This window comes from Sphingomonas sp. UYP23 (assembly GCF_054059235.1).
Genome location: NZ_JBSSBX010000001.1, coordinates 2,443,701 through 2,468,943, shown reverse-complemented (window position 1 = coordinate 2,468,943; position 25,243 = coordinate 2,443,701). Strand labels below are relative to the sequence as shown.

Annotated in this window: 29 protein-coding genes; 13 read left to right on the top strand and 16 right to left on the bottom strand. The window is 67.4% G+C overall.

Annotated features, from left to right (window positions below):
- Positions 1-82 precede the first annotated feature (82 nt).
- Together ACVWYO_RS12160 and ACVWYO_RS12155 are read right to left on the bottom strand one after the other, a co-directional pair.
- Positions 83-1,204, bottom strand: coding sequence for an NAD(P) transhydrogenase subunit alpha (locus ACVWYO_RS12160; protein WP_457351098.1), 1,122 nt, complete (start codon positions 1,202-1,204; stop codon positions 83-85).
- 2 nt (positions 1,205-1,206) lie between these two features.
- On the bottom strand, positions 1,207-1,335 hold the full coding sequence (locus tag ACVWYO_RS12155; protein ID WP_241659819.1) for an aa3-type cytochrome c oxidase subunit IV: 129 nt from the start codon (positions 1,333-1,335) through the stop codon (positions 1,207-1,209).
- Positions 1,336-1,538: 203 nt separating this feature from the next.
- On the opposite strand from ACVWYO_RS12155, the gene ACVWYO_RS12150 reads away from it, so the two are divergent.
- Both ACVWYO_RS12150 and ACVWYO_RS12145 read left to right on the top strand, forming a co-directional pair.
- On the top strand, positions 1,539-2,963 hold the full coding sequence (locus tag ACVWYO_RS12150; protein ID WP_457351095.1) for a sigma-54-dependent transcriptional regulator: 1,425 nt from the start codon (positions 1,539-1,541) through the stop codon (positions 2,961-2,963).
- A gap of 91 nt (positions 2,964-3,054) precedes the next feature.
- Positions 3,055-3,423, top strand: coding sequence for a hypothetical protein (locus tag ACVWYO_RS12145; protein WP_457351093.1), 369 nt, complete (start codon positions 3,055-3,057; stop codon positions 3,421-3,423).
- A gap of 24 nt (positions 3,424-3,447) precedes the next feature.
- Here ACVWYO_RS12145 and folP read toward each other — a convergent pair whose 3' ends face one another.
- The 6 genes from folP to glmM all read right to left on the bottom strand — a co-directional run bounded on the left by folP (position 3,448) and on the right by glmM (position 9,404).
- Positions 3,448-4,509, bottom strand: coding sequence for a dihydropteroate synthase (gene folP, locus ACVWYO_RS12140; protein WP_457351091.1), 1,062 nt, complete (start codon positions 4,507-4,509; stop codon positions 3,448-3,450).
- A gap of 90 nt (positions 4,510-4,599) precedes the next feature.
- Entirely contained in the window at positions 4,600-5,727 is a 1,128-nt protein-coding gene (locus tag ACVWYO_RS12135) for a DNA methyltransferase (protein ID WP_457351089.1), read from the bottom strand.
- 153 nt (positions 5,728-5,880) lie between these two features.
- Positions 5,881-6,504 (bottom strand): ribonuclease HII, encoded by a 624-nt coding sequence (locus tag ACVWYO_RS12130; RefSeq protein WP_457351087.1) that lies wholly within the window; start codon positions 6,502-6,504, stop codon positions 5,881-5,883.
- Positions 6,497-7,675 (bottom strand): bifunctional hydroxymethylpyrimidine kinase/phosphomethylpyrimidine kinase, encoded by a 1,179-nt coding sequence (gene thiD, locus ACVWYO_RS12125; protein ID WP_457351085.1) that lies wholly within the window; start codon positions 7,673-7,675, stop codon positions 6,497-6,499. Before thiD ends, ACVWYO_RS12130 begins: the two co-directional genes overlap by 8 nt.
- Positions 7,672-7,902 carry a DUF1272 domain-containing protein gene (locus ACVWYO_RS12120; protein ID WP_457351083.1) on the bottom strand — a complete coding sequence of 77 codons (231 nt, stop codon included), beginning with the start codon at positions 7,900-7,902 and terminating at the stop codon, positions 7,672-7,674. The genes thiD and ACVWYO_RS12120 overlap by 4 nt, the downstream gene beginning before the upstream one ends.
- A gap of 161 nt (positions 7,903-8,063) precedes the next feature.
- Entirely contained in the window at positions 8,064-9,404 is a 1,341-nt protein-coding gene (gene glmM, locus ACVWYO_RS12115) for a phosphoglucosamine mutase (RefSeq protein ID WP_457351081.1), read from the bottom strand.
- A 77-nt stretch (positions 9,405-9,481) separates the two neighbouring features.
- Between glmM and ACVWYO_RS12110 the strand changes: the two genes are divergently transcribed.
- Positions 9,482-10,738 carry a dicarboxylate/amino acid:cation symporter gene (locus ACVWYO_RS12110; protein ID WP_457351079.1) on the top strand — a complete coding sequence of 419 codons (1,257 nt, stop codon included), beginning with the start codon at positions 9,482-9,484 and terminating at the stop codon, positions 10,736-10,738.
- On the opposite strand, the gene ACVWYO_RS12105 is transcribed toward ACVWYO_RS12110, so the two are convergent.
- From ACVWYO_RS12105 to ACVWYO_RS12070, 8 genes are all read right to left on the bottom strand, one after another.
- Positions 10,713-11,471: a sigma-70 family RNA polymerase sigma factor gene (locus ACVWYO_RS12105; protein ID WP_457351077.1), complete on the bottom strand. Its 759-nt coding sequence runs from the start codon at positions 11,469-11,471 to the stop codon at positions 10,713-10,715. The genes ACVWYO_RS12110 and ACVWYO_RS12105 overlap by 26 nt on opposite strands.
- Positions 11,468-13,519 (bottom strand): flagellar biosynthesis protein FlhA, encoded by a 2,052-nt coding sequence (flhA, locus tag ACVWYO_RS12100; protein ID WP_457354976.1) that lies wholly within the window; start codon positions 13,517-13,519, stop codon positions 11,468-11,470. Before flhA ends, ACVWYO_RS12105 begins: the two co-directional genes overlap by 4 nt.
- Before the next feature lie 49 nt (positions 13,520-13,568).
- Positions 13,569-14,471, bottom strand: coding sequence for a lytic transglycosylase domain-containing protein (locus tag ACVWYO_RS12095; protein WP_457351075.1), 903 nt, complete (start codon positions 14,469-14,471; stop codon positions 13,569-13,571).
- 63 nt (positions 14,472-14,534) lie between these two features.
- Entirely contained in the window at positions 14,535-14,885 is a 351-nt protein-coding gene (locus tag ACVWYO_RS12090; protein WP_457351073.1) for a flagellar protein FlgN, read from the bottom strand.
- Positions 14,882-15,169, bottom strand: coding sequence for a flagellar biosynthesis anti-sigma factor FlgM (locus tag ACVWYO_RS12085; RefSeq protein WP_457351072.1), 288 nt, complete (start codon positions 15,167-15,169; stop codon positions 14,882-14,884). The genes ACVWYO_RS12090 and ACVWYO_RS12085 overlap by 4 nt, the downstream gene beginning before the upstream one ends.
- Before the next feature lie 95 nt (positions 15,170-15,264).
- Positions 15,265-15,810, bottom strand: coding sequence for a flagella basal body P-ring formation protein FlgA (locus ACVWYO_RS12080; protein WP_457351070.1), 546 nt, complete (start codon positions 15,808-15,810; stop codon positions 15,265-15,267).
- Positions 15,807-16,397: a flagellar motor protein MotB gene (locus ACVWYO_RS12075; protein WP_457351068.1), complete on the bottom strand. Its 591-nt coding sequence runs from the start codon at positions 16,395-16,397 to the stop codon at positions 15,807-15,809. Before ACVWYO_RS12075 ends, ACVWYO_RS12080 begins: the two co-directional genes overlap by 4 nt.
- Positions 16,394-17,050, bottom strand: a complete 657-nt coding sequence (locus ACVWYO_RS12070) for a motility protein A (protein ID WP_457351067.1) — start codon at positions 17,048-17,050, stop codon at positions 16,394-16,396. Before ACVWYO_RS12070 ends, ACVWYO_RS12075 begins: the two co-directional genes overlap by 4 nt.
- Positions 17,051-17,344: 294 nt before the next feature.
- Between ACVWYO_RS12070 and flgB the strand changes: the two genes are divergently transcribed.
- From flgB to flgK, 10 genes are all read left to right on the top strand, one after another.
- Positions 17,345-17,695: a flagellar basal body rod protein FlgB gene (flgB, locus tag ACVWYO_RS12065; RefSeq protein ID WP_457351065.1), complete on the top strand. Its 351-nt coding sequence runs from the start codon at positions 17,345-17,347 to the stop codon at positions 17,693-17,695.
- 1 nt (position 17,696) lies between these two features.
- Positions 17,697-18,104 carry a flagellar basal body rod protein FlgC gene (flgC, locus tag ACVWYO_RS12060; protein ID WP_140852196.1) on the top strand — a complete coding sequence of 136 codons (408 nt, stop codon included), beginning with the start codon at positions 17,697-17,699 and terminating at the stop codon, positions 18,102-18,104.
- Between the two features lies 1 nt (position 18,105).
- Positions 18,106-18,792: a flagellar hook assembly protein FlgD gene (locus ACVWYO_RS12055; RefSeq protein ID WP_457351062.1), complete on the top strand. Its 687-nt coding sequence runs from the start codon at positions 18,106-18,108 to the stop codon at positions 18,790-18,792.
- A 38-nt stretch (positions 18,793-18,830) separates the two neighbouring features.
- Positions 18,831-20,078, top strand: coding sequence for a flagellar hook protein FlgE (locus ACVWYO_RS12050; protein WP_457351060.1), 1,248 nt, complete (start codon positions 18,831-18,833; stop codon positions 20,076-20,078).
- Positions 20,079-20,099: 21 nt separating this feature from the next.
- On the top strand, positions 20,100-20,843 hold the full coding sequence (locus ACVWYO_RS12045) for a flagellar basal body rod protein FlgF (protein WP_457351058.1): 744 nt from the start codon (positions 20,100-20,102) through the stop codon (positions 20,841-20,843).
- A gap of 14 nt (positions 20,844-20,857) precedes the next feature.
- Positions 20,858-21,646, top strand: a complete 789-nt coding sequence (gene flgG, locus ACVWYO_RS12040; protein ID WP_457351056.1) for a flagellar basal-body rod protein FlgG — start codon at positions 20,858-20,860, stop codon at positions 21,644-21,646.
- Between the two features lie 11 nt (positions 21,647-21,657).
- Positions 21,658-22,344, top strand: a complete 687-nt coding sequence (locus tag ACVWYO_RS12035) for a flagellar basal body L-ring protein FlgH (RefSeq protein ID WP_457351054.1) — start codon at positions 21,658-21,660, stop codon at positions 22,342-22,344.
- Positions 22,345-22,463: 119 nt separating this feature from the next.
- Entirely contained in the window at positions 22,464-23,546 is a 1,083-nt protein-coding gene (locus ACVWYO_RS12030) for a flagellar basal body P-ring protein FlgI (protein ID WP_457351052.1), read from the top strand.
- Positions 23,543-23,893, top strand: a complete 351-nt coding sequence (locus tag ACVWYO_RS12025; protein WP_457351049.1) for a rod-binding protein — start codon at positions 23,543-23,545, stop codon at positions 23,891-23,893. Before ACVWYO_RS12030 ends, ACVWYO_RS12025 begins: the two co-directional genes overlap by 4 nt.
- Positions 23,890-25,236, top strand: a complete 1,347-nt coding sequence (flgK, locus tag ACVWYO_RS12020; protein WP_457351048.1) for a flagellar hook-associated protein FlgK — start codon at positions 23,890-23,892, stop codon at positions 25,234-25,236. The genes ACVWYO_RS12025 and flgK overlap by 4 nt, the downstream gene beginning before the upstream one ends.
- The last annotated feature ends 7 nt before the right edge of the window (positions 25,237-25,243 follow it).

The window sequence follows — 25,243 nt, the reverse complement described above, 5'->3', positions numbered from 1 at the left end:
GCCCCCGGCTCGAGCGACGCGTGCGCGGCACGCGCTCATCTCTCATCCTTCCCGGAACGGGAAGGACCGAGGACCGCCGCATTCATCCCAGCAACCGCGCATTGACGACCTTGCCGCCCTGCGTCAGCCGGATCGCATCGCCGATCTCGGCGTCGAGCACGGGTTTGCCGGCCTCCTTGTCCCAGAAGGCGTTGAGGAAATTGTACAGGTTGCGCGAGAACAGCGCCGACGCATCGGCGGCGAGCCGCGACGGTACGTTGCGATAGCCCACGATCGACACGCCGTTCACCACGACCACCTCGCCTGCGACCGCCCCCTCGACATTGCCACCCGCCTCGACCGCGAGATCGACGATCACCGAGCCGGGCTTCATGCTCGCCACCTGTGCCGCCGAAATCAGCCGCGGCGCTGGACGCCCCGGAATCAGCGCCGTCGTGATGACAATGTCCTGCTTGGCGATATGACCCGAGACGAGCTCGGCCTGCGCCGCTTGATATTCGGGGCTCATCTCGCCGGCATAGCCGCCCGAGCCCTCGCCCTCGATGCCGGCGACATTCTCGACGAAGATCGGTTTCGCGCCGAGCGACAGGATCTGCTCCTTGGTCGCCGAGCGCACATCGGTCGCGGAGACCTGCGCGCCGAGCCGCCGCGCGGTGGCGATCGCCTGCAGCCCCGCCACGCCGACGCCCATCACGAACACGCGCGCCGCCGAGACCGTGCCCGCCGCGGTCATCATCATCGGGAACGCGCGGCCATAAACGCCGGCGGCATCGAGCACTGCCTTGTAGCCGGCCAAGTTCGACTGCGACGACAATATGTCCATCGACTGCGCGCGGGTGATGCGCGGCATGAACTCCATCGCCAGCGCCTCCAGGCCCGCGGCGGCATAGCCGTCGATCCGCGCGCGGTCGGCAAATGGGTTGAGCCCAGCGACGAGCCACGCACCCGGCGCCACGCCCGCGAGCGCATCGGCCGACGGCCCCTGCACGCCAAGCACGATCTCGGCCCCCGCCAGCGTCGCCGCACGGTCGGCGACAGTCGCGCCAACGGCCGCATAATCCGCATCGGCGATCGAGGCGGTCGCGCCAGCGCCAGCCTCGACCGCGACGGTCGCGCCGAGCGCGATGAATTTCTTGGCCGTTTCGGGGGTCGCGGCAACGCGGCGCTCGCCCTCGACGGTTTCGCGGAGGACGGCGATCTTCACGCCTACTTGCCCGAAACCAGCCACACCACCGCAAAGGCGATGATGAAGACCGCGACCGCGCCATATTTCATGACGTTGATGACCTTGTCATACGTCGCGCGGTGGACCTGCATGTCGTTGTCGGCAGCCATCGTTCCATCCCCTGCAAGACGGGGTAGTCCCCCGGTTCGCCCGAGTGCTTAGCTTGGCTAACGCTTCGCCTCAAGCCCCGCGCATATCGCCCCTGCGTTGCGCGGCATCTGTCCCGCGCGTCCCAAGCCGGGGCGTTTTAAGCCCGTTTTCACACCTTCGCGCTAGGCCTTCGGATGGGATTCGACACAAATGGGATAAACGCATGACGCGTAACGGACAGCGGCTGCTGATGTTGATCGACGACGAACCGGCGCAACGGCGCCTCGTCGCGGCGATCGCAGCGCGGCGCGGCTGGCGCGCGATCTTCGCCGCCGACGGCGAGATGGCGATCGCAATGCTCGGCACGCAGGACGGGATGCAACTCGACGCGATCCTGCTCGACCAATGGGCGCCCGAGGCCGACCCGACCGCGCTGATCGAAGAGATCCGCCGCCGTCGCCCGGCGCTCCCACTCCTGCTGCTCACCGCCAACGGATCGGTCGCGCACGCCGTCGCCGCGATGCGCAGCGGTGCGACCGATTTCCTCGTCAAGCCACTCGCCCCCGAGCGCTTGCTCGCAGCGCTCGACGCCGCGGTCGCCGGCAAGGCGGCCGGCGAATTGCGGCCGCTGACCGAGAAGATCCCTGCTTTGCTCGCGTTCGATGAGATCGTCGGCTCCGCCCCCGATTTCCGCGCCGCGCTCGCCATCGCCGCGAAGGCGGCGCGCGCGCGCGTTCCCGTGCTCGTCGAGGGCGAAAGCGGGGTCGGCAAGGAAGTCGTCGCCGAAGCGATCCATGCCGCCTCCCCCCGTGGCAAAAAGGCGATGGTCGCGATCAATTGCGGCGCGCTGCCGCCCAACCTGATCGAATCCGAACTGTTCGGACACGAGAAAGGCGCCTTTACCGGCGCGTTCGAACGCAAGATCGGTCGCTTTCAGGAAGCCGACGGCGGCACGCTGTTCCTCGACGAGATTGGCGAGATGCCGCTCGAGGCCCAAGTCAAGCTGCTCCGCGTGCTGCAATCGGGCGAGATTCAGCCGATCGGTGCGCGGCATACGCGCGAGGTCGATGTCCGCGTCATCGCCGCTACCAACAAGCGGCTGATCGAGGAGGTCGAGGCCGGCCGCTTTCGCGAGGATCTCTATTACCGCCTCAACGTCGTCCAGGTGACGATCCCGCCTTTGCGCGAACGCGCCGGTGACATCCCGGCACTGGCCCGCCATCTGCTCGCGCGCATCGCCGAGCAGCCGGGGCTGCGCCCGCTCGGCATCACCGACGATGCGCTCGCCTTGCTTGGGCGCTACGATTGGCCGGGCAATGTCCGCCAGTTGCAGAACGCGTTGTTCCGTGCGGCGGTGTTGTGCGACGGCGCTGCGCTGACCCGCGCGGATTTCCCGCAGATCGCAGCGCTCGGCGGGCAACGCCATACCACGCCGACCCCCATGCCGATGGCCACGAGCGGCGGCGTCACCCTGTTCCATGCCGATGGGAACTTGCGCGCATTGGAAGAGATCGAGGCCGACGTCATCCGGCTCGCGATCGGCCATTACCGTGGCAGAATGACCGAAGTCGCGCGGCGGCTCGGGATCGGGCGCTCGACGCTGTATCGCAAGCTTGGGGAGCTCGGGATCGACAACGCCGCGGCGTGAAATCGGCCCGGTTCGAACCAAAAAGATCGTCGAAGGTGGGAAACTCCGTCCGCTTCGTCGGTTGTACGAGCGAAGAGGAGTGAGTTTTCCCATGCGTACCACAAAGATCTTGGCGGCTTTGACCGCCCTCACCTTGGTTCCAGCGATCGTCCCTGCAGCTGCAGTTGCGCAAAGCTATGATGACCGTCGCTACGACGACCGCCGCGACCGCCGCGACGACCGTCGTGATGATCGCCGCGACGAGCGTACCTATCGTGGCCAGGATGGCCGCTATTACCCGTGCAAGCGCAGCAGCGGCACGACCGGCGCGGTTGCCGGTGGCGTCGGCGGCGCGGTCGCGGGCAATGTCCTTGGTGGCGGCCTGCTCGGCACCGTCGCGGGTGGTGTCGGCGGCGCGCTGCTCGGCAAGACGCTCGACAAGCGTCACGACGCTGCACAGAACCGCAAGAACGGTTGCTGATCGGATTCGGGCGGTGGCCTGAGGTTACCGCCCGACCAGGGCGCGGTCGCGCAGACCGCGCCATACGCGCATCGCCTGCACGGTTTCCGGGACATCGTGGACGCGTAGCATCTGCACGCCCGCCATCACCCCCGTCAGTGCAAGCGCGACCGATCCACCCAATCGTTGATTGGCCGGCGCTTCATTCGACAAGGCGCCGATCATCCGCTTGCGGCTTGCCCCAAGCAGAATCGGGCAACCCAGGCCATGAAAGATAGTCAGTCCGTTCATTAGCGCGAGATTGTCGGCAAGCGATTTGCCGAAGCCGACGCCTGGATCGACGATGATGCGCGATCGCGCGACCCCGCCCGCGACGACCGCGGCAATCCGCGCCTCGAGCCAGTCGAACACCTCGACCACGACATCGGTGTAGCCCTGCCCGCCATGCGGCCCCTTTGCGGGATCGGGCGAATGCATCAGCACGACCGGGCATTCCGCCTTGGCGACGACCTCGAGCGCGCGATCGTCCCACAGCAACGCCGCGACATCGTTGACGATTGCCGCCCCTGCCGCGAGCGCCGCCTCCATCACGCTCGCCTTGCGCGTATCGATCGACACCAGCGTGCCCGCCCGCGCGAGCCGTTCGATCACGGGAACGACGCGTGCGATCTCGTCGCCCTCCCACACCGTCGCCGCCCCCGGCCGCGTCGATTCACCGCCGACATCGATCAGCGCGGCCCCCGCCGCCGCCATCGCGACACCGGCGCTCGCCGCCGCCGCGGGATCGTCCTGCAAGGTCCCGCCATCGGAGAAACTGTCGGGCGTCACGTTGAGGATGCCGCACACCGATGGCTGATCGAAGCGCAGCGTCCGCTCGCCCAGCGTCAGCGTCGCGCGCGGTGCGGTGATCGCCGCATGCAGCCGCGCGGCGCGCTCGTCGCGCAGCAGCATGTCGAGATCGGCGATCGGCACCGTCCGGCGGCGCCCGTCCTCGATCACCTCATAGGCCGCGAACCACAGCATACCCCCCGCCAGCCGCGCGACCTCGCCGTCGCGGTCGACCGGCGTGTCGACGAACTGGATCGGGCGGAGGTGGAGGCTGCTCATAGATCATCCCGTCGCCACGGCGGAGGCCGGGGCCGCTGCGTTTGACGCGAAACCTAGGTCACGCGCAACAGCGTAGCAGCCCTGACGCAATCAGATCTGCGTCGCGAGCAGATAGGTCTGCCGCAGCGTATCGATCGGCTTCAACCCCTCGGGCGTCTCGTAATGCCAAAAGGTCCAGCCGTTGCACGCTGGCGCGCCCTGCAGCACCGATCCAAGCTTGTGGATCGAGCCGGTCTGATCGCCACTGATGACCGAGCCGTCGGCGCGCACCGTGACGCTGTAGCGCCGCTTGGCATCGACCAGCACGGCGCCCGCGACCAACATGCCGTTCTCGACGATCGTCCCGAACGCGACGCGCGGCGCGGCCTTCGGGCTCTGCATCGTCTTGAGCGACGATTCATCGAGCGGCAGCGCCGCCGCGATGCGGTCTTCCGCCGCCGCGATGTAATCGCTCTCGCGCTCGATCCCGATCCAGTGCCGCCCAAGCCGCTTGGCGACCGCGCCCGTCGTGCCGGTGCCGAAGAACGGATCGAGCACCACGTCGCCCGGCTTGGTGCAGGCCAGCAGGATGCGATAGATCAGCGCCTCGGGCTTCTGCGTCGGATGCACCTTGACGCCGTCGCGCTTGAGCCGCTCCTGCCCGCCGCAGGTCGGGAATTCCCAGTCGGAGCGCATCTGCAACTCGTCGTTGAGCGTCTTCATGCTGCGATAGTTGAAGGTGTAGCGCGATTTCTCGCCCATCGACGCCCAGATCAGCGTCTCATGCGCGTTGGTGAAGCGCGTACCCTTGAAATTGGGCATCGGGTTGGTCTTGCGCCAGACGATGTCGTTGAGGATCCAATAGCCCAGATCCTGGATCGCCGCGCCGACCTTGTAGATATTGTGGTACGACCCGATCACCCAGATCGCGCCATTGTCCTTGAGGATGCGCTTCGCCTCGGCGAGCCACTCGCGCGTGAACTTGTCGTACGCGCTCAGCGAATCGAACTTGTCCCACTCGTCGGTCACCGCATCGACATGGCTGCCATCGGGGCGCGACAGGTCGCCGCCGAGTTGGAGGTTGTAGGGCGGATCGGCAAAGATCAGGTCGACCGACTTAGCCGGCAGCGCGCGCATCGCCGCGATGCAATCGCCGCGCAGGATCTGGTCGAGCGGCAGCTGCACCGGTGCCTCGACCGTGCGCGGTGCCACCGTCCTGATCTTCTCCAAAACCCCCATCGTCGTCGCCCCTTCGTGTGTGGAGCGCATCCCTGCCAGCAAAGGGACTCGCGTCAAGCGAACATTGGTTAACGAAAAACCTTGAGATTCCGTCAATTTCGCGGAACATTTCGGGAAACGACCCAGATATTGAGCCTCGACTTATCCACAGGCTCAAGTGCTGGTGTGTGGCTGCGAAGACTCGTTAAGCAAGAAAGCTTCGGCAACGGGACGAAAACTGCGCCGATGGAGCGCGCACGGCCCGTGTTCGCGCAAAGCGCGCAGGTGATCGGGCGCGCCATAGCCCTTGTTCGCATGCCATCCGTACTGCGGATGCGCCGCGGCATGCGCGAGCATGATCGTGTCGCGGGTATGCTTGGCGATGATCGACGCGGCGGCGATCGACAGGCTGATCGCATCGCCCTTGATGATCGGCGTCGCGGCGAAGCCCCATTTGGGAAGCCGGTTGCCGTCGACCAGGACATGCCCCGGCGCGCAGCCGAGCGCTTCGACCGCAAGCGTCATCGCTTTCATCGTCGCCCAATAGATGTTGAGCGTGTCGATTTCCTCGGCCTCGACGATCCCGATCCCGACGATCGCGCAGGCCCGCAGCCGGTCGTGCAGCCGCTGGCGTTCGAGCGGCGGGAGTTTCTTCGAATCATTGATCCCGCGCGGGACACCCTTGGCGGGCAGGATGACGGCGGCGGCAACGACTGGCCCCGCGAGCGGGCCACGGCCGGCTTCGTCGACGCCGGCGACCGGCGCCAGGCAGAGTTTTTCGTGTTTGAGACTAGGCATCAGTCCGTCGCCATGGCGGATAGCGCCGGTTCTCGCCAGCCTGGTAGAGACAGACCGTATTGCCGGCAGGATCGCGCAGCCGCGCTTCGCGCCACAGCCATGGCTGGTCGGTCGGCAGCTGTTCGAAAACGAGTCCCGCGGCCTGCAGCCGTGCGATCTCGACATCCAGATCGCTGCATTCGAAAAACACCGTCGAGCTCACGTCGCGCTCGATCGACAGCGTCGCGCCGCCGGGGCCTTCGAAGCGGGCATAGTGCGCGTCATCGGTGCCGACGATCTGCGTGAGCCCAAGCGCAGTGTAAAACGCCCGCGAGGCCGCATAATCGGCCATGCCGAGCGTCACCTGGTTGAGCCGGAGGTCGGGCCCGACGTCAAGCCGCACCGCCTGATGCCCCATCGGCCCATGTCCGCCGCCCAGGCCCGGCGCGTCGCGCAGCGCGAGGCGAACGAAGGTTCGCGCCGCCGCGACCGCCGCTTCGAGCGACCGCCCCTGGGCGAGGAAGGTCGCGATCGCCGAAGCCAGCGTGCAGCCAGTCCCATGCGTGCTGCGCGTCTCGATCCGCGGCGCGGACCAGGACGCGACGGCACCTGTCGGCCCGACCAAGCGATCGACGATTTCGTCTCCATCGCCATGCCCGCCTTTGATGAGCAAAGACCCCGCTCCCAGTGGGAGCGGGTCATCCGCGGGCAGGGCGTGCGCATCGCCCCGGCGCTTCCGCCCGGAGAGGGATGCTTGAAGCGCATGCAGTTCAGGCAGGTTCGGCGTCGTCAGCGTCGCGATCCGCATCAACCGCGCGAACGCCGCGATCGTCCCGGCATCGGCAAGCACCGCCCCGCTCGTGGCAACCATCACCGGATCGAACACGATCGGCACGGCGAGTGTCTCGAGCACATCCGCCACGCCGTGCGCAGTCGCCGCCGATCCGAGCATCCCGATCTTCACTGCATCGACACCGATGTCGGAGACGCACGACGTGATCTGCGCGAGGACCATCTCGGCCGACACCGGCATCACCGCCTGAACGCCGAGCGTATTCTGCGCGGTGATCGCAGTGATCGCGGTCATCGCGTGACCACCGAGCATCGTCACCGTCTTGATGTCGGCCTGGATCCCCGCGCCGCCACCCGAATCCGAGCCCGCGATGATCAGGATGCGCGGCGTGGCGCTCACTGGGGCCGCTTGAAGCGCCGCTCGGTCGCGGCGGGATGCCGTGCCAGCAGATCGTCGACGCGCGCCGGGCGGTCCATCAACTCGCCGCCGCAATTGGGGCAGCGGTCATCGAGCCGGTCGGCGCACTGCGCGCAGAAGGTGCATTCGAACGAGCAGATGAAGGCGCCCGCCTCGTCGGCGGGGAGATCGGTGCCGCAGCGTTCGCAATCGGGGCGCATTTCGAGCATGGGCGTTTCCTTTTTTCCTCCGCGTTTTCCTTCTTCCCCTCCCGCGTGCGGGAGGGGTTAGGGGAGGGGCTGTCTTATTGTCGCGGGATCGTCGTGGGTTACTGCCCTCCCCCAGCCCCTCCCGCAAGCGGGAGGGGAGCAAGAAGGAGCAGCGGGAAAAATCACCCCGCCGCGATCCTCACCGCTTCGCAGATCCGATCGACCACCGCCTCGACCTGCGCGGGATCGTCGCCCTCGGCCATCACGCGGATCACCGGTTCGGTGCCCGACGGCCGGATCACCAGCCGCCCCCTGCCCTTCAATTCGGCCTCGGCCCCCGCAATCACCGCTTTCACCGCCGCGTCCTCGAGCGGCTTGCCGCCGGCGAAGCGCACGTTCTTGAGCAATTGCGGCAGCGGCTCGAAGCGATGCAGCAGCTCGCTCGCCGGCGCCCCCGCCCAGGCGAGCTCCGCCAGGATCTGCAGCGCCGCGACCAACCCATCGCCGGTCGTCGCATAATCCGACAGGATGATGTGCCCCGACTGCTCGCCGCCGACATTGTACCCCTGCGCGCGCATCGCCTCGAGCACGTGGCGATCACCGACGCTGGTGCGCACCAGCCCGATCCCCTGCGCCGCCAGGTGCCGCTCGAGCCCGAGGTTCGACATCACCGTCGCGACCAGTCCGCCATTCTTCAGCCGCCCGCTGCGCGCCCAGCCGCTCGCGATCGTCGCCATCAACTGATCGCCATCGACGACATGGCCCTTTTCATCGACCACGATCAGCCGGTCGGCGTCACCGTCGAGCGCGATACCCAGCTGCGCGCCCGATGCGACGACGGTTTCGCACAGCAAGGTCGGTGCGGTCGAGCCGACCCCGTCATTGATGTTCTTGCCATTGGGGGTAACGCCGATCGACACGACCTCGGCGCCCAATTCCCACAAGGCGGTCGGCGCGACGCGGTACGCCGCGCCGTTGGCGCAATCGACGACGATCTTCATCCCGTCGAGCCGCATATTCTCGGGGAAGGTCGATTTGGCGAAATGGATATAGCGCCCCTGCGCATCGTCGACGCGGCGCGCGCGGCCGATCTCGGGGGCGGGCGAAAGGTCGATGTCGCCCTCGATCAACGCCTCGATCGCGAGCTCGTCGGCGTCGGACAATTTATACCCGTCGGGCCCGAACAGCTTGATGCCGTTGTCGAAATAGGGGTTGTGACTGGCCGAGATCATCACGCCGAGATCGGCGCGCATCGACTGGGTCAGCATCGCGACGGCGGGCGTCGGCATCGGCCCGAGCAGCACCACGTCCATGCCGACCGAAGTGAACCCCGCGACCATCGCCGATTCGAGCATATAGCCCGACAGCCGCGTATCCTTGCCGATCACGACGCGGTGGCGATGGTCGCCGCGCCGGAAGTGCGCGCCGGCCGCCATGCCGACCTTCATCGCCATCGCAGCGGTCATCGGGGTCTTGTTGGTCAGTCCACGAATGCCATCGGTGCCGAAATATTTCCTTGCCATCGCACCCATTTCCTCGTCGCTTGTGTTGGCGTGCCACGCGCCGCTCTTGCCTAGCCCCGCCATAGCGAAGGACCCGCATGTCGCAAACCACCCGAATCCTGTTGGCGCTCGTCGTGGGGCTCGTCCTCGGCATCGTCGCGGCGTCGGTCTCGCCGGTCTGGGCGATCGCCGCGACCGAAGTGACGCTGCCGATCGGCTCGGCCTGGCTCCACGGATTGCAGATGGTGATCGTGCCGCTGATCATCGGCTTGCTGGTGACCGGCGTCGGTGCGACCGCCGACGCCGCGCGCGCCGGCCGGATCGCCGGGCGCTCGGTGATCCTGTTCACGATCATCCTGTGGACGACGACGATCGGCTCGGCGCTGATCACGCCGCTGCTGCTCGATCTGTGGCCGCTGCCGTCCGCCTGGGCCGAGGCGCTGCGCTCCGCCTTGCGCAGCGCGCCGCCGCCGACCGGCCAGGTGCCCTCGATGAGCGCGTTCTTCGAGACGGTGGTGCCGACCAACGTCGTGACCGCCGCGGCGGCCGACGCCTTCCTGCCGCTCACCGTCTTCGCCCTGGTCTTCGCCTTCGCGATCACGCGGCTGCCGACCGAGCCGCGCGCGTTGCTCACCACCTTCTTCAAAGCCATCGTCGACACGATGCTGATCATCATCGGTTGGGTGCTGAAGCTCGCGCCGATCGGCATCTTCTGCCTGGCATACGGCGTCGGCGCGCAAACGGGTGCGGCGGCGTTCGGCGCGCTGGCGCATTACATCATCACGGTGTCGTCGATCGGCTTTCTCGTGCTGCTGGCGGCATACCCCGTCGCGGTGGTCGGCGGGCGCGTCGGCATCCTGCGCTTCGCGCGTGCGGTCGCGCCGGCGCAGGCGGTGGCGATCAGCACGCAATCCTCGCTCGCGACGCTTCCGGAGATGCTCAAGGCGAGCGCCGAACTCGGCGCGTCCGAGACCTCGACCGGGATCACCCTGCCGATCGCGGTGGCGATCTTCCGGGCGACCAGCCCGGCGATGAACCTCGCGGTCGCGCTGTACGTCGCGCATTTCCTCGGCGTGCACATCGGCCCGGTCCAGCTCGCCGCCGGCGTCGCCACCGCCGCGATCACCACCATGGGGGCGGTCAGCCTGCCCGGCACGATCACCTATTTCGCCTCGGTCGCCCCGGTCGCGGTCGCGATGGGCGTGCCGCTCGAGGCGCTCGGTCTGCTCGTCGCGGTCGAGACGATCCCCGATCTGTTCCGCACCGTCGGCAACGTCACGATGGACGTGGCGGTGGCGATCACGGTCGGGCGCGGCGACGACGCGGAGCCTAGCGCCGCAGCATCGCCTTCTTGAGCCGGACGTGGGCCGACGCCTTGATCTGGCACACCCGCGCCGCCCCGACGCCGATCACCGAGCCGATCTCCTCGAGGTTGAACTCCTCGACATAATAGAGCTGGATCACCAGCGCCTCGCGTTCGGGCAGGCTCGCGATCGCGGCGATCAGCGTGTCGCGCTCCTGCTCGTCAGAGAGGTGCGCGAACGCATCGGGCTCCTCGCTCGCGAACCACGGGCCTTCGTCCGAATAGACATCATCGATCGGCTCCATCCGCACCGGCTGGGCATTGGCATAATCGAGCCGGAGCTTTTCGGGCGTCACGCCGATCCGCGCTGCGACGAGCGCCGCATCGGGCGCATGGCCAAGCTCGGTGGTCAGCATCGCGACGGTCTCGGCATAAAGGCGTTTCCTCTGCATCGCGCCGCGCGTGAGCGTCGCGCTGCGCCTGAGCGCATCGATCATCGAGCCGCGCACGCGCGTGGCGAGATACTGTTCGAAGGTCACTTGCCCGCGATCCTCGAACGCACCCGCGGCTTCGACCAACGCGACCATCCCGATCTGGACGAGATCCTCCACCTCGACCGCGGACGACATGCTGCCATGGATATGCCGCGCGATCCGCCGGACGAGTGGGAGATGCTTGCGCGCGAGCACGTTGAGGTCGGGCGCGGCGGTCCGGCCATAGACGAGCGGCTGGGCGGCGGCGACCACGGCGCCGGAAAACTGCGTGGGGTTGGGCTGTGCGGTCATGCTGGGAGCGCTCCGGCTGCGCCGATCACGGCGACGACTTCGACCGATTTGTCCTCGGGCACTTCGAAGAAGCTCATCACCGGGATATCGGGCAGGCAGGTCTTGACGAGCTTGCGGATCGCGACGCGGATCGCGGGTTGGACGACGAGCGCGAACGGCTTGGCCTCGTTGATCAGCGGCTGCGCGGCGTTCTGCAGCGCATCGACGATGCGGCGGCCGAGATCGGGCTCGATCGTGTGGCGCTTCGACGGATCGCTGCGCATCGCCTGGCCGAGCAGCCCCTCGAGCTGCCCCTCGAGCGTCATCACGCGCAGCGGCTCGCGCACCCCGCACAGCTTGCCGATGATGAGGCCGCCAAGCGCCGGACGGATCATCTCGATGATCTCGTCGGCGTCGAGCGTCTTCTGTGCCGCGACCGCGATCGCGGCGGCAATCCGCCGGAACTCCTTGAGCGGGACGTTCTCCGCCAGCAGCCCGCGCAGCACCTGGGTGAGCGTGGTGAGCGGCAGCGGATTGGGCGAGAGCGACGCGACCAGGTTCGATGCGCGCTCCTTGAGCCCGTCGAGCAGTGCCTGGACTTCGTCGGGGCCGAGCAGTTCGGACGCATGGACGCCGAGCTGGTGGTTGAGGTGCGTCGCCATCACCGTGCCGGGATCGACCACGAGATAGCCAGCACCCGTCGCCGCATCGGCGTCGCTCGGCGCGATCCACACCGCGTCGAGCCCGAAGGTCGGGTCCTTCGCGCCCTTGCCCATCAGCCCGCCGACCGCCTGGCCGGTATCGAGCGCGAGCATCTCGTCGGGCGACACGCTGTCCTCGCCGACGACGACGCCGCCGACGATGATGCGATAGGCGAACGGCGCGAGGTTGATGTCGTCGCGCACGCGGACCTGCGGGATGACGAAGCCCATGTCCTTCGACAGCTGGCGCCGCACGCCGGTGATCCGCCCCATCAGCGGCGCATCGCGGCGCTCGTCGACCAGCGGCACCAGGCCATAGCCGATGTCGAGATTGACCTGCATCGTGTCGGCGACTTCGTCCCAGCCGATCTTCGAATAATCGATCGGCTCGGCCGGCACGATCTCGACCGGCGCGGGGCGGAGCGCGGCCTGGCGCATCTTCCACGCGGCAAAGCCGGCGAGCGCTGCGGCAGGCAGGATGATGAGATGCGGCATGCCGGGCATCACGCCGAGCAGGCCGAGGATGATCGCGACCGGGGTCCAGGTCCGCGCCGAGCCGAACTGGCTGCCGATCTGCCCGGCGAGATCCATCGTCGACTGGACGCGCGTCACGATCGCGGCGGCGGCGATCGACAGCATCAGCGACGGAATCTGCGCGACGAGCGCATCGCCGATCGCGAGCAGCACGTAATTGTGCGCCGCGGCCGCGATCGTCATGCCGTGGCTGACGGGGCCGAGGATCAGGCCGCCGACGATATTGGCGGCGAGGATCAGCAGGCCCGCGACCGCGTCGCCCTTCACGAATTTGGACGAACCGTCCATCGAGCCGTAGAAATCGGCTTCGGTCGCAACTTCTACGCGGCGCAGCTTGGCTTCGTCGGGGGTGATGAGGCCGGCGTTGAGATCGGCGTCGATCGCCATCTGCTTGCCGGGCAACGCGTCGAGCGTGAAGCGTGCCGACACTTCCGAGACTCGCCCTGCGCCCTTGGTGACGACGATCATGTTGATGATCACGAGGATCGCGAAGACGAACAGGCCGACGACATAGTCGCCGCCGATCAGGAAGGTGCCGAACGCCTCGATCACATGGCCGGCGGCGCTTTCGCCCTCATGCCCGTGCACCAGCACGACGCGCGTCGAGGCGACGTTGAGGCTGAGGCGGAACAGCGTCGCAAACAGCAAAACGGTCGGGAAGGCCGAGAAATCGAGCGGCTTTTGCGCATTCAGGCTGACCATCAGCACCGCGAGGCTGATCGTGATGTTCATGATGAAGAACACGTCGAGCATCGCCGCCGGGATCGGCACGACCATCAGCACGACGAGCAGCAGGATCGCGACCGGAAGCGCGGCCGAGCGCAGCAGCGGCAGGATCCCGCCCGCCTTGCCGGCGGGCGATGTCAGGGCAATCGCCACTTAGTCAGGCTCCCATCTGCGCAAGCAACATGTACGCAAGCCGCGCATTCGCCGGCGTGGGCCGGAGCAGGCTGGCGGCCGAGTTCGACGCCATCTGTGTCGTCGAACTGCCCATCGCGCCGCCCAATTGCTCGAGCGTCGACTGCGCCCACATCGTTGCATCCGAGGTCGAGGTCTCACCGTTGCCGGGGATGACGTCGGCGCCCCACGACCCAAGCCGCGTCGATGCCAGGCCCGACGTCGCCGGCGCGCTCGCCCCCTCGGCGCTCTTGTCGAGCTTGGCCGAGAAGCGGCTGTAGATGTCCGACAGCGATCGCGCGCTGCCATCGCTGTTGAAGAACACGCCACGATTGGCACGCGCTGCCGCGGGGAACATCGCCGCGCCGCTCTTGTCGGGATTGGCCTGCATCGTCGTCAGGAACGAGCGCGCACCGCCGAGCCCGAGGAAATGCGCCATGTAGAGGTCGGTGCCGGTCGCGGTGCGGCCGGTCGCGCTTTCGAGCGCGTCCTTATTGTCGCTGGCATGTTCGGCCGCCATCAGCGACGCCGCCGACGGATCGTTGCGCAGCGCCAGGATCGCGCGCTTCATCGTCGGATCGGAAACGACCGCGCGGCCGTTCGCCCCGGTCGAGATCGCATTCGCCGCCCAGGCGAGCCCATTCTCCGCGCCATGCGCCTTGACGACGCGCAACCAGCTCTGGTCGACGAACTGGTACAGCCCGCTCGCGCTCGACGTGCCCGCCTTGGCATTGGCGTTGAGCCCGCTCTCGAGCTTGGCCTGCCCTAGCAGATAGTTGAAATCGATGCCCGTCTTCTGACTGGCATTGGCGATGGCGTTGCGGATCGTACCACCGGCGCCGGTCGCATCGACCGCCCCGTTCAGAATGGAAAGTGGGTTGAAAGGCATCGGTCCCCGTCTGCTTGCGCGTCTTCACGGCAAGCACAGCAAGGCTCGTGCCAATATTCTTAATTACGCGTAAGCCGCGATTCCCATGCCGGGACGGTACACTGAGCCCGGCGCCGAACCGACGGCGACGCCGGCAGCGCCGGTCAAGGTTTGCAGGCGGCGGCGAACATTTGCCGCCATCAGGTTCACGTAGATCCGGCACGTCTCGTTCAAGCGATGCGCCTCCTCGGCGAGCGCGCGCAGATCGTCGCCGGCAGGCGCCTGGCCGAACGCCGCGACGGCTTCGATCATGGCGAGCTTGTCGGCGGTGGCGCGTTCGAGCGCGGCGACGTCGTTCACCTTCAACGCGGCGATCTCGGCATGGAGTGCTTCGATCACGCCGATCAGCGCGTCGCGTCGCGTGGCGCTGCTCATTTGTTCGGGTTCCAATACAGCTTCAAGGCGAGCATCCGGTCGGCAATCGTTTCAGGGGTGATCGGATAGGTCCCGTTGCGCACTGCGCGCCGGACGGCGTCGACCCGCTCGGTCTCGGCGGCGCTGGGCTCGCCAAAGTCGAACGCGATCGCCGACAGCTCGCGCTGTTTTCCCACCGCCTCGCTCGTCCGCTCCGTCGTCGCCGCCGGCTTCGTCGCTGCAGCAACTGGCACGACCAGCCGGTCGTGCGAGGTGACTGCCTTTGATCCGATCGCATCTACCATGTCTGCACCTTCGCGGTTCTCGCTGACATAGAATAGAACGACCGGTGCGCGCGGACCTTAAGAAAGGATTTCGCGCTTTTTTACAGCAGCGCGGATCATTCGCTCCAGCCGGGCAACGTGGCACGGCCGCTGTCGATCGCGACCGCCTGGATCGGCGCCTTGGCGGGATCGACCTTCACCAGGAAGCGCCCGCCCGCAACGGCATCGCCCACCGCGACGCCGTCGCGCGTGATCGAAAACCCCTGTGACCCCGCGCTGATCGTCACCGGATCGCCGCGCTTGATGACATAGACCGGGCGCGCCATCGCGACCTCGCTCGGCGTCAGCACCAAAGGTGCGGCCCCCTTGGGCGCGGCGACGGGGAGCTTCATCGGTACGTACATCCGCCATTCGGGGCCGGTGCAGGTCACCACCACCGCATCATGCGCCTCGGAGCGCCACGCCATCGACACCATCGGGCACGCGGCGAGCTTGAGCCGGCTGTCAATCGGCGTGCGCGCGCCGCCCTCGTCGCCGATGCCGTGTCCGGCAAAGGCGGTCACCGCGCGATCGAGCGCGGCAGTGTCCTGAAAGGTGCGCGGCGCGGTCGCGGCGAGCGGCGTGGCGATGACGAGCATCAGCAGGGGAAGACGACGGATCATCGCGAGGTCCTTTGAGGCGGCAAGATCGGGTTGCCGGACGGCAACGGCGTGCCGGGCCCGGCAAAGCCGGTGGAAACGGTTACCGAGCGGCCAGCGGGCCGGGCGGCGGAGACGATCGTGAGGCGATCGGCGGGGACGGCATGCGCGACCAGCAACAGCGTCGCGACCGCGCGCGCGCGATCGGCGGCGAGCATCGCGCCGCTGCCGGTGACGGGGTCGACGTCACCCGGCGAGCCATCGACCGCGCCTGCGATTCGCAAGGTCACGCGCCGGTCGCGCGTCGCCTCGCGCGCCCATCCGACCAAGGCGGCGGACGACTGCGTCGGCACGGCCGAGCCGGGCGCGAAGCCGTGCAACGCGCCGACCGACACCGCGATCGGCTCGGCCGGATCGGCGTGCGCCTTGTCGGTGACGCCGAACCCTTCGCGCAGGCCCTTGGCGAGCGCGTGGCGATCAAGCGTCTGGCTCGCCTGGAGAAAGACGAAAAAGCCGACGAGCAGCAAGGCGAGATCGGCGAGCGTCATCAGCCAGACCGGGCGGCTCGACGCGAGTTCAGGCAGATCGTCCTCAAGCGCGACGGTCGTCATGCGACCTCCATCAGCGCGGCGCCACGCGGCCGCTCGCGCGCGGCCAGCGCGATCAGCGGCGGGTCGAGCCGCAACCGCTCGATCGCCTCGTCGCGCGCATGGCGGCGCAGCCGCGCCGCGATCGGCGCGAAAATCAGATTGGCGAGCAGCGCGCCGTACAGCGTCGCCAGCAAGGCCACCGCCATCGCCGCACCGATCGCCGACGCGTCCTGCATCTTCACGAACATGCCGACCAGACCGATCAGCGTACCGACCATCCCCATCGCCGGCGCGGTCTCAGCGGCACCGGACCACAGTTCCGCCGCCGCCACGGCGCGTTCGGTCCGCTCCCGCCGGCGTTGGCGGAGCAGTTCGGCGACATCTTCACCCGCTGCCCCATCGACGATCGCGGCAACCGCCGCGGCCATGTCGGGATCGGCGATCACCGATCGGTCGAGCGCCATCACGCCGTGGCGCTTGGCGATCCGCCCGAAGGCGGCGATCTGGTCGAGCAGCGGGTCGGCGGCGAAGCGCGCGCGCGTCAGCGTGCCGAGCGCGGCAAACCCGCCCGCCAGGTCGCGCGCGGGCGTGCGCAGCACCATCGCCGCGAGCGTTCCCCCGCCGACGATGGCGAAGGCAAGCGGATCGAGAAAGGGGGCGAGAAGTGCGGTCATCGCCGACTTCTCTGCAAGGCGCGGGCCAGTTTCACCCCGCATCGCCGCGGCGCAGTCCGGGGCCGCTCCGTTGCCAAGCGCACCGCTTGCCCCCCCGCGCCGCGCCGGATTGCCCGTGCCGCCCCGGCCCCGGCCAGCGCCGGGGCGATGAACGCGAAGACCGGCAATCGTCTTGCCGCCCTCCGGCAAGCGTTTGCCGCCCGCGTCCGCCAAATGCCGCTTTTCGCGCTCTCAGCGCGTTTGGCACGGCGTTTGCTGATACCCTCTCGCGCAATAAGGCGCTGGAGACGGGCGATGCCCAACGACAGTCTGTTCGGAGTTCATGGTGCAGCCCTCGAAGTGCGCTCGCAGCGCATGGGCGTGCTCGCCTCGAACATCGCCAACGCCTCGACCCCGGGGTTCAAGGCGCAGGACGTCGATTTCCACACCGCGCTCGCCGCGGTCGAGAGTTCGAGTGGCGGCAACGCCAGCATCACTGGCGCGCTGCAATATCGCGTGCCCTCGCAGCCCTCGCTCGATGGCAACACCGTCGAGCTGGCGACCGAACAGACCGCCTTTGCCGAGAATGCCGTCGCCTATCAGACGACGCTTTCCTTCCTCAACGGGCGGATCAGCCAGATCACCCGCGCTTTGAAGGGCGAATAGAATGGCCGATCCCCTCACGATCTTCCAGGTCGCCGGGCGCGCCATGTCGGCGCAGCTCGTGCGGATGAACACCACCGCGTCGAACCTCGCCAATGCCGGATCGGTCACCACCAGTGCCGATACCGCCTATCGCACGATCAAGCCGATCTTCCGCACGCAGTACGACAAGGCCTCGGGCCTCGCGACGGTCAATGTCGAAAGCATCGTCACCGCGGGCGAGAGCCCGAGCAAGCGGTACGACCCCTCCCACCCGCTCGCCGACAAGGACGGCAATGTCTGGGAATCGGCGGTCGATGAGACGCGCGAACTGGTCGACATGATGGAGACCTCGCGCACCTACCAGAACAATGTTGAGGTCATGCAGACCGCGAAATCCCTGATCCTCGATACCCTCAAGATGGGACGCTAAAATGGCCAGCACCTTCGATTCCACACTCTCGAGCCTCGGCATCAATGCGACGGCGTCGAACACCGCGAACACCGCGGTGAAAAATTCGTCGACATCGCTCGGCACGTCGGACTTCCTCAAGCTGCTCACCGCGCAGTTGCAGAACCAGGATCCGTTCTCACCGACCGACAACAGCCAGATGGTCGCGCAGCTGGCGCAGGTCACCAGCACCTCGGGCATCGCCGACATGAGCACGACGCTGAAGGAGATTCAGACCAAGCTCAACGGCACCAGCACGTCCGACGCGCTCTCCTATGTCGGCAAGAACATCCTGACCGCGAGCGATACCGCATATGGCCGCAGCACCGGCGGGATCGCCGGCGCGGCCGAGATTGCGGGCGATGCCAGCGACGTCAGCGTCTCGATCAAGGATTCCAACGGTCAGCTGCTCAAGACGATCGACCTCGGCGCACAGAAGGCCGGCGACATCACTTACGATTGGGACGGCAAGACCGCGAGCGGCGCCGATGCCGGCACCGGGCCCTTCACCGTCTCGGTCAAGGCCACCGGCACGAGCGGCAGCGTCTCGAGCCAGAACCTGGCCTGGGCTGCAGTGACCGCAGTCTCGGTTCCCGCCACCGGCAGTCCTTCGCTCAGCGTCTATGGCGTCGGCCAGGTCGCCATTTCCGACGTCCGTCAGGTCAGCTGACCGCCTTTCGCCTTTTTTGAGATTCAGGAGCAAAACCGATGTCCTTCTACACCTCGCTCAGCGGCCTACAGGCGGCACAGACCGAACTTTCGACCGTCAGCCACAACGTCGCCAACGTCTCGACCAACGGCTTCAAGAAGAGCCGGACCGATTTCGCCGACGTGATCGCCTCGAGCTTCTCGAGCGACCCGACCAAGAGCGTGGGTTCGGGCGTGGTCGTCAAGGCGAACCAGCAGCAGTTCAGCGAGGGCAACCTCAAGACCACCGGTTCGGCGCTCGATCTGACCGTCAGCGGCGACGGCTTCTTCACGGTCAAGACCGCGGGGCTAAATTCCTCCACCGCCTATACCCGCAACGGCAGCTTCAAGGTCGATCCGACGACGCACAATATCGTCGATGCGCAAGGGTCCGCGCTGCTCGGTTATCCGGTCGATGCCAAAGGCAATGCCACCGCGACCGGCGCGGCAGGGCTGACCGCGCTCAACCTCGCGCAGACCAGCGGCACGCCCGCAGCGACCGGCAAGGTCGCGCTCGGGGTCAATCTCTATGCCCCCGCCACCGTCCCGACCGCGGCCTTCAGCGCGACCAATGCCGCAAGCTATAACAGCTCGACGACCTCGACGATCTACGATTCGACGGGCAAGGCGAGCACGCTGACCAACTATTACGTCAAGACTGGCGACAATGCGTGGACCGTCCACAGCTTCGCCGGCGACACCGAACTGAGCGTTGGCGGCTCGAAGGCGGGCACGCCGGTGACCTTCGGGACAGATGGCAAGATTTCGTCGCCAACCACGCCGATCGCCTATGATACCTTCACGCCGGCCACCGGCGGGCTACCGCAGACGCTGACCTTCGATCTGAGCGGTTCGACCCAGGCGTCGTCCGCCTTTGCGGTCAACACGCGCAGCGCCGATGGTGCCACCGTCGGCGAGCTTTCAGGCGTCTCGGTCGATGCGCAGGGGATCGTCGCGGCCAGCTATTCGAACGGCGACACCGTCTCGCTCGGGAAAGTGGCCCTCGCCAATTTCACCGACCCGACAGGCTTGCGTCAGATCGGCGACAGCTATTGGTCGGCGACCGGCGTGTCGGGTCAGGCGACGCTTGGCGCCGCCAACGAAAATGGCTTTGGTTCTATGCTGTCGGGCACGCTCGAGGGCTCGAACGTCGATATCACCGAGGAGCTGGTCAATCTGATCGCGGCGCAGCGCAACTTCCAGGCCAACGCCAAGGCGCTGGATACCGCCAGCCAGATCTCGCAGACGATCATCCAGATCCAGGGCTGATCGGGGTAATCGGAGCAGCATATGGACAAACTGGTCTACACCGCGGCCTCGGGGCTCAAGGCGCATCTCGCATCACAGGCCGCGATCGCCAACAATATGGCGAACGCCTCCACGATCGGCTTTCGCGCCGATCGCGTCGTGTTCGACCGGCTGTCCTTGAAAGGCTCCGCCTTCGATACGCGCACGCCCGCCTCGGCCGAAGTGGTCGATGCCGACCGCAAGGCCGGGACGATCCAGCAGACCGGGCGCCCGCTCGACGTCGCGGTGGCGAGCGACAGCTGGCTCACCGTCCAGGCGCCCGATGGGACCGAAGCCTATACGCGACGCGGTGATCTGGAAATTGCGCCGTCGGGCGTGCTCCAGACCGGCGACGGCTTTCCGGTGATCGGGTCGGGGGGCCCGATCACCATCCCGCCCGCGCAGGGCGTCAGCATCTCGGCGGACGGCCAGATCTCGATCATCCCGATCGGCGGCGACGCCAAGAACCCGCAGGTGATCGACACGCTCAAGATCGCCAGCGCGAAGGGGTCGGACACCGTCAAGGGCACCGACAACCTCCTCTACGTGCGCGGCGGCGGCGTGCTCCCCGCCGATGTCGATGCAAAGATCGAGAGCGGGGCGCTCGAGGGCTCGAACGTCAACATGACCCAAGCACTGGTCGACATGATCGAGAACCAGCGCAGCTACGAAGTCCAGGCCAATCTGATGAAGTCGGCCAAGGACATGGATGAATCCAGCGCATCCGTGATGCGGCTGCCAAGCTAAAGAAGGACAAGACGATGGGTAGTGCAGCCATGCAGATCGCGCGGACTGGGATCGATGCCCAGGACATGCGGATGCGCGTCATCTCGAACAACCTCGCCAACGTGAACACGACGGCGTACAAGAAGGATCGCGCCGCGTTCGAGACGCTGGCGTATCAGACGGTGACCGCGCCGGGTGCGCCGAGCTCCTCCGAAACCAAATATGCGACGGGGCTCAACCTCGGCACCGGCGTCAAGATTCAGGGCACCGCGCGGATCGACACGCAAGGCTCCTTCCAGCAAACCAACAACAGCCTCGACATGGCCCTCGACGGCGACGGCTATTTCCAGGTGCAGCTGCCCGGCGGCACGCTCGGCTACACCCGCGCGGGCAATTTCTCGCGCAGCCCCGAAGGGCTGCTGGTGACGAGCGAAGGCTATCAGGTCCAACCCGGGATCACGATCCCCGAGGGCGCGACCGCGATTACCGTGGGCACCGACGGCACCGTGTCCGCGACCGTGCCTGGGCAGTCGGCCTCGACGACGCTCGGCCAGATCCAGGTGGCGAGCTTCCCCAATGCCGCGGGCCTGCTGTCGAAGGGCGACAATTACCTTGCCGAGACCTCGGCCTCGGGCGCGGCCAATCTCGGCATCGCCGGGCAGGATGGGCGCGGCAACATCCGCCAGGGCCAGCTCGAAGGGTCGAACGTCAACGTCGTCGAGGAGCTGGTCGACATGATCGAGACGCAGCGTGCGTACGAGGTAAATTCGAAAATGATCACCGCGACCGACGAGATGCTGAAATATGTTAACCAGAATCTGTGATGGTTAACGTCATGAAACCATCCGCTCTGCGAATCGCCTGCGTCGTCACGCTCGCCTTGGTCCCGGCAGGGGCGCAGGCGAACCTGTTCGGCGGCAAGAAGAAGCCGCCGGTCGACTTCACGGCGGCCCTCCCCTCGGCCGAGCCCGAGGCGCCCGCGGTGGCGAACGGTTCGATCTTCCAGGCGAGCACCGGCTATGCCGCGCTCTACGAAGGCAGCCGCGCGCGCCGCGTCGGCGACCCGCTGACGATCGTACTGGTCGAGGCCACCGCCGCGTCCAAATCGGCCAATTCGAAGCTCGGCTCGAGCGGCGGGCTCAGCCTCATTCCACCGACCACCGGCCGCCTCGCCTTGTTCCAGGGCACCGACGTCTCGATGAGCGGATCGCGCACCTTCAACGGCAGCGGCGCTGCCGATCAGTCGAACAGCCTGTCGGGCGAAGTCAGTGTCACCGTCAGCAAGGTGCTGGCGAACGGGACGATGCTCGTCCAGGGGCAGAAGCGCGTTACGCTCAACCGCGGCGACGAGTTCGTCCAGATTAAGGGGCTGGTGCGCTCGGCCGACATCGACGCCAACAACCGCATCCCCTCGACCCGCGTCGCCGATGCGCAGATCGCCTATACCGGCAAGGGCGATGTGGCGCGCGCGAGCCGCCAGGGCTGGTTGAGCCGGTTCTTCTCGGTGGTGAGCCCGTTCTGATGACCCTTTCGCGCGCCCTCCTCCCCGTCACCCCCGCGAAAGCCGGGGTCCCGCCTCTCCTTCGGACCGCGGGCAAGAAGCCGGCTCCCCGCGTTCGCGGAGGTGAGGGCTGGAAGTTGGTGCTCGCCGTTCTTCTCGCCGTGCTGTTCGCCACCCCCGCCTCGGCCGACCGGATCAAGGATCTCGGCGGCTTCCAGGGGATCCGCACCAACCAGCTGACGGGGTACGGCATCGTCGTCGGGCTGCCCGGCACGGGCGACGACAATCTCGAATATACCATCCAGTCGATGAAGGCGGTCGCCTCGCGCTTCGGGCTGCAATTGCCCTCGACCGTCAATCCCGGCCTCAAGAACGCCGCCGTCGTGATGATCACCGCCGAGCTGCCGCCCTTCGCCAAGCCGGGGCAGAAGCTCGACATCACCGTCGCCTCGATGGGCAAGGCGAAGTCGCTCCGCGGCGGCGCGCTGATCATGACCCCGCTGCTCGGCGCCGACAACCAGATCTACGCGATGGCGCAGGGCAATCTCGCCGTCGGTGGCCTCGGTGCCGAGGGCAAGGACGGCTCGACGATCGTCGTCAACATTCCCTCGGCCGGCCGCATCCCCGAGGGCGCGACGGTCGAACGTGCGGTCGCGACGGGGTTCGAGAACAGCCCGACGCTGACCTTCAACCTGGCCCGTGCCGATTTCACGACGGCGCAGAATGTCGCGGGCGCGATCAATTCGCGGCTCGGCATGGGCACCGCGCAGGCGACCGATGCCGTCTCGGTCGCGGTCCGCGCGCCCGTCGGCGGCGACATCCGCGCGACGCTGATGAGCGAGATCGAAAACCTCGACGTCGTCTCGGCCGAGCCGAGCGCGAAAGTAATTGTTAATGCCCGCACCGGAACGGTCGTTATCAACTCTGCGGTCCGCGTCGGCACCGCCGCGGTGACGCACGGCAAGCTGACCGTGCGGATCGACGAAACCGAAAAGGTCAGCCAGCCCTTGCCGTTCAGCCAGGGCCAGACCGCCAAGCAACAGAAGTCGGCGCTCGCGGTCGATGAGGAGAAGCACCCGATGTTCCTGCTCCAGCCGGGCCCCAAGCTTTCCGACGTCGTCAAGGCGGTCAACGCGATCGGCGCCTCGCCGGCCGATCTGGTCGCGATCCTCGAAGCGCTCAAGGAAGCCGGGGCGCTCAAAGCCGAGCTGATCGTGCTGTGAGCGACGTCGCCGCCCTCCCGCCTACGCCCGCGCCGACGACGGGCATCAGCGTCGATACCAGCCGCCTGCAGAGCCGCGCCAACCTCGATGCGGCGGGCAAGAAGTTTGAGGCCGTGTTCACCGGCATGATGGTCAAGTCGATGCGCACCACGCATCTGGTTGATGACGATCTGTTCGGCTCGAAGGGCATGGACACCTTCAAGGACATGCAGACCACGCAGATCGCGCAAAACATGGCCGATCACGCCCCGCTCGGGATTGGCAAGGCGATGACCGCCTTCCTCGCCAAGTCGCAGGCCGCGCTGCAGCCGGCGGCAGAGCCGCAGGCGGAAGGCACGCCGCAATGAGCGACTTGCTGGGCATCGGCGCGAGCGGGGTGAAGGCGTACCAGACCGCGCTCACCACCGTGTCCGAGAACATCGCCAATGCCGCGACGCCGGGCTATGCCAAGCGTACCGCCGACCTGCGCGAAGTCGCGCCCGCCACCGGCATCAGCAGCGGCAGCCGCCTCGCCGTCGGGCAAGGCGTTCTCGCCTCCGGAATCACCCGCTCGGCCGATACGCTGCGCGCCGCCGACGTCCGCAACGCCAGCGCCGATCTCGCACGCAGCGACACCAGCGTCGAATGGCTCGGCCGGATCCAGACCGCGCTGACCGGCAACCAGTTGGGCGACCAGCTCGGCAGCTTCTTCAACGCCGCCAAGTCGGTCGCGGCCGACCCGACCGCATCGGCGCCGCGCTCGACGCTGCTCGAACAGGCCAAGTCCGTTGCCGGCAGCTTTTCCGCGACAGGGAAGGCGCTCGACAGCCTCGACACCGATCTCGACACCACCGCGACCCAGGCGGCGACGACGCTCACCACGCTCGGCGCGGCACTCGCCAAGGTCAATGACGGGCTCGGCCGCGCACAACCGGGATCGAGCGGCGCGGCGCAGCTTGCCGATCAGCGCGATTCGATCCTCGACCAGATGAGCGCGATCAGCGACGTGTCTGTCACCACCGACTCCGCCGGGCGCGCCAGCGTCAAGCTCGGCGATGCCGGTGGCCCGGCGCTCGTCGCGGGCAATCAGGCGGCGAGCGTGGGCTTCGCGCGCGGCACCGACGGCGCGATCGCCTTCACCGTCCAGGGGCAAAACGGCGCCACTGCGGTCACGTCTTCGGGCGGCGCGCTCGCCGGCATCGCCGAAGCGGCGACGCGCATCGCCGATGCTCGCAAGCAGCTCGACGGGATCGCCACGGCATTCACCAGCGGCGTCAATGCCGTCCAGGCGCAGGGCGACGATCTGTCGGGCACCAGCGGCGCGGCGCTGTTCGCGACCGGCACGAGCGCGACCGACATCTCCGTCGCGCTGACCGATCCGAACGGGATCGCCGCCGCCGCCAAGGGCGCGGGGAGCCGCGACAACGCCAATCTCGCCAATCTCGACACGCTGCGCACGACCGGCGCGTTCGAGAGCAAGACCACCGCGCTCGTCTCGAGCAATGCCGCCACGCTCGCCAGCCGCCAGCAGGTCGCCGACGCGCAAGGGTCGATCCGCGACACGGCGGTCGCCGCGCGCGATGCCGTATCGGGAGTCAATCTCGACAGCGAAGCGGTCGACCTGCTGCGCTTCCAGCAAGCCTATTCGGCGTCGAGCCGCGTGATCCAGGTCGCGCGCGACACGTTCCAGTCGATCCTCGACATTCGCTAGGACCCGC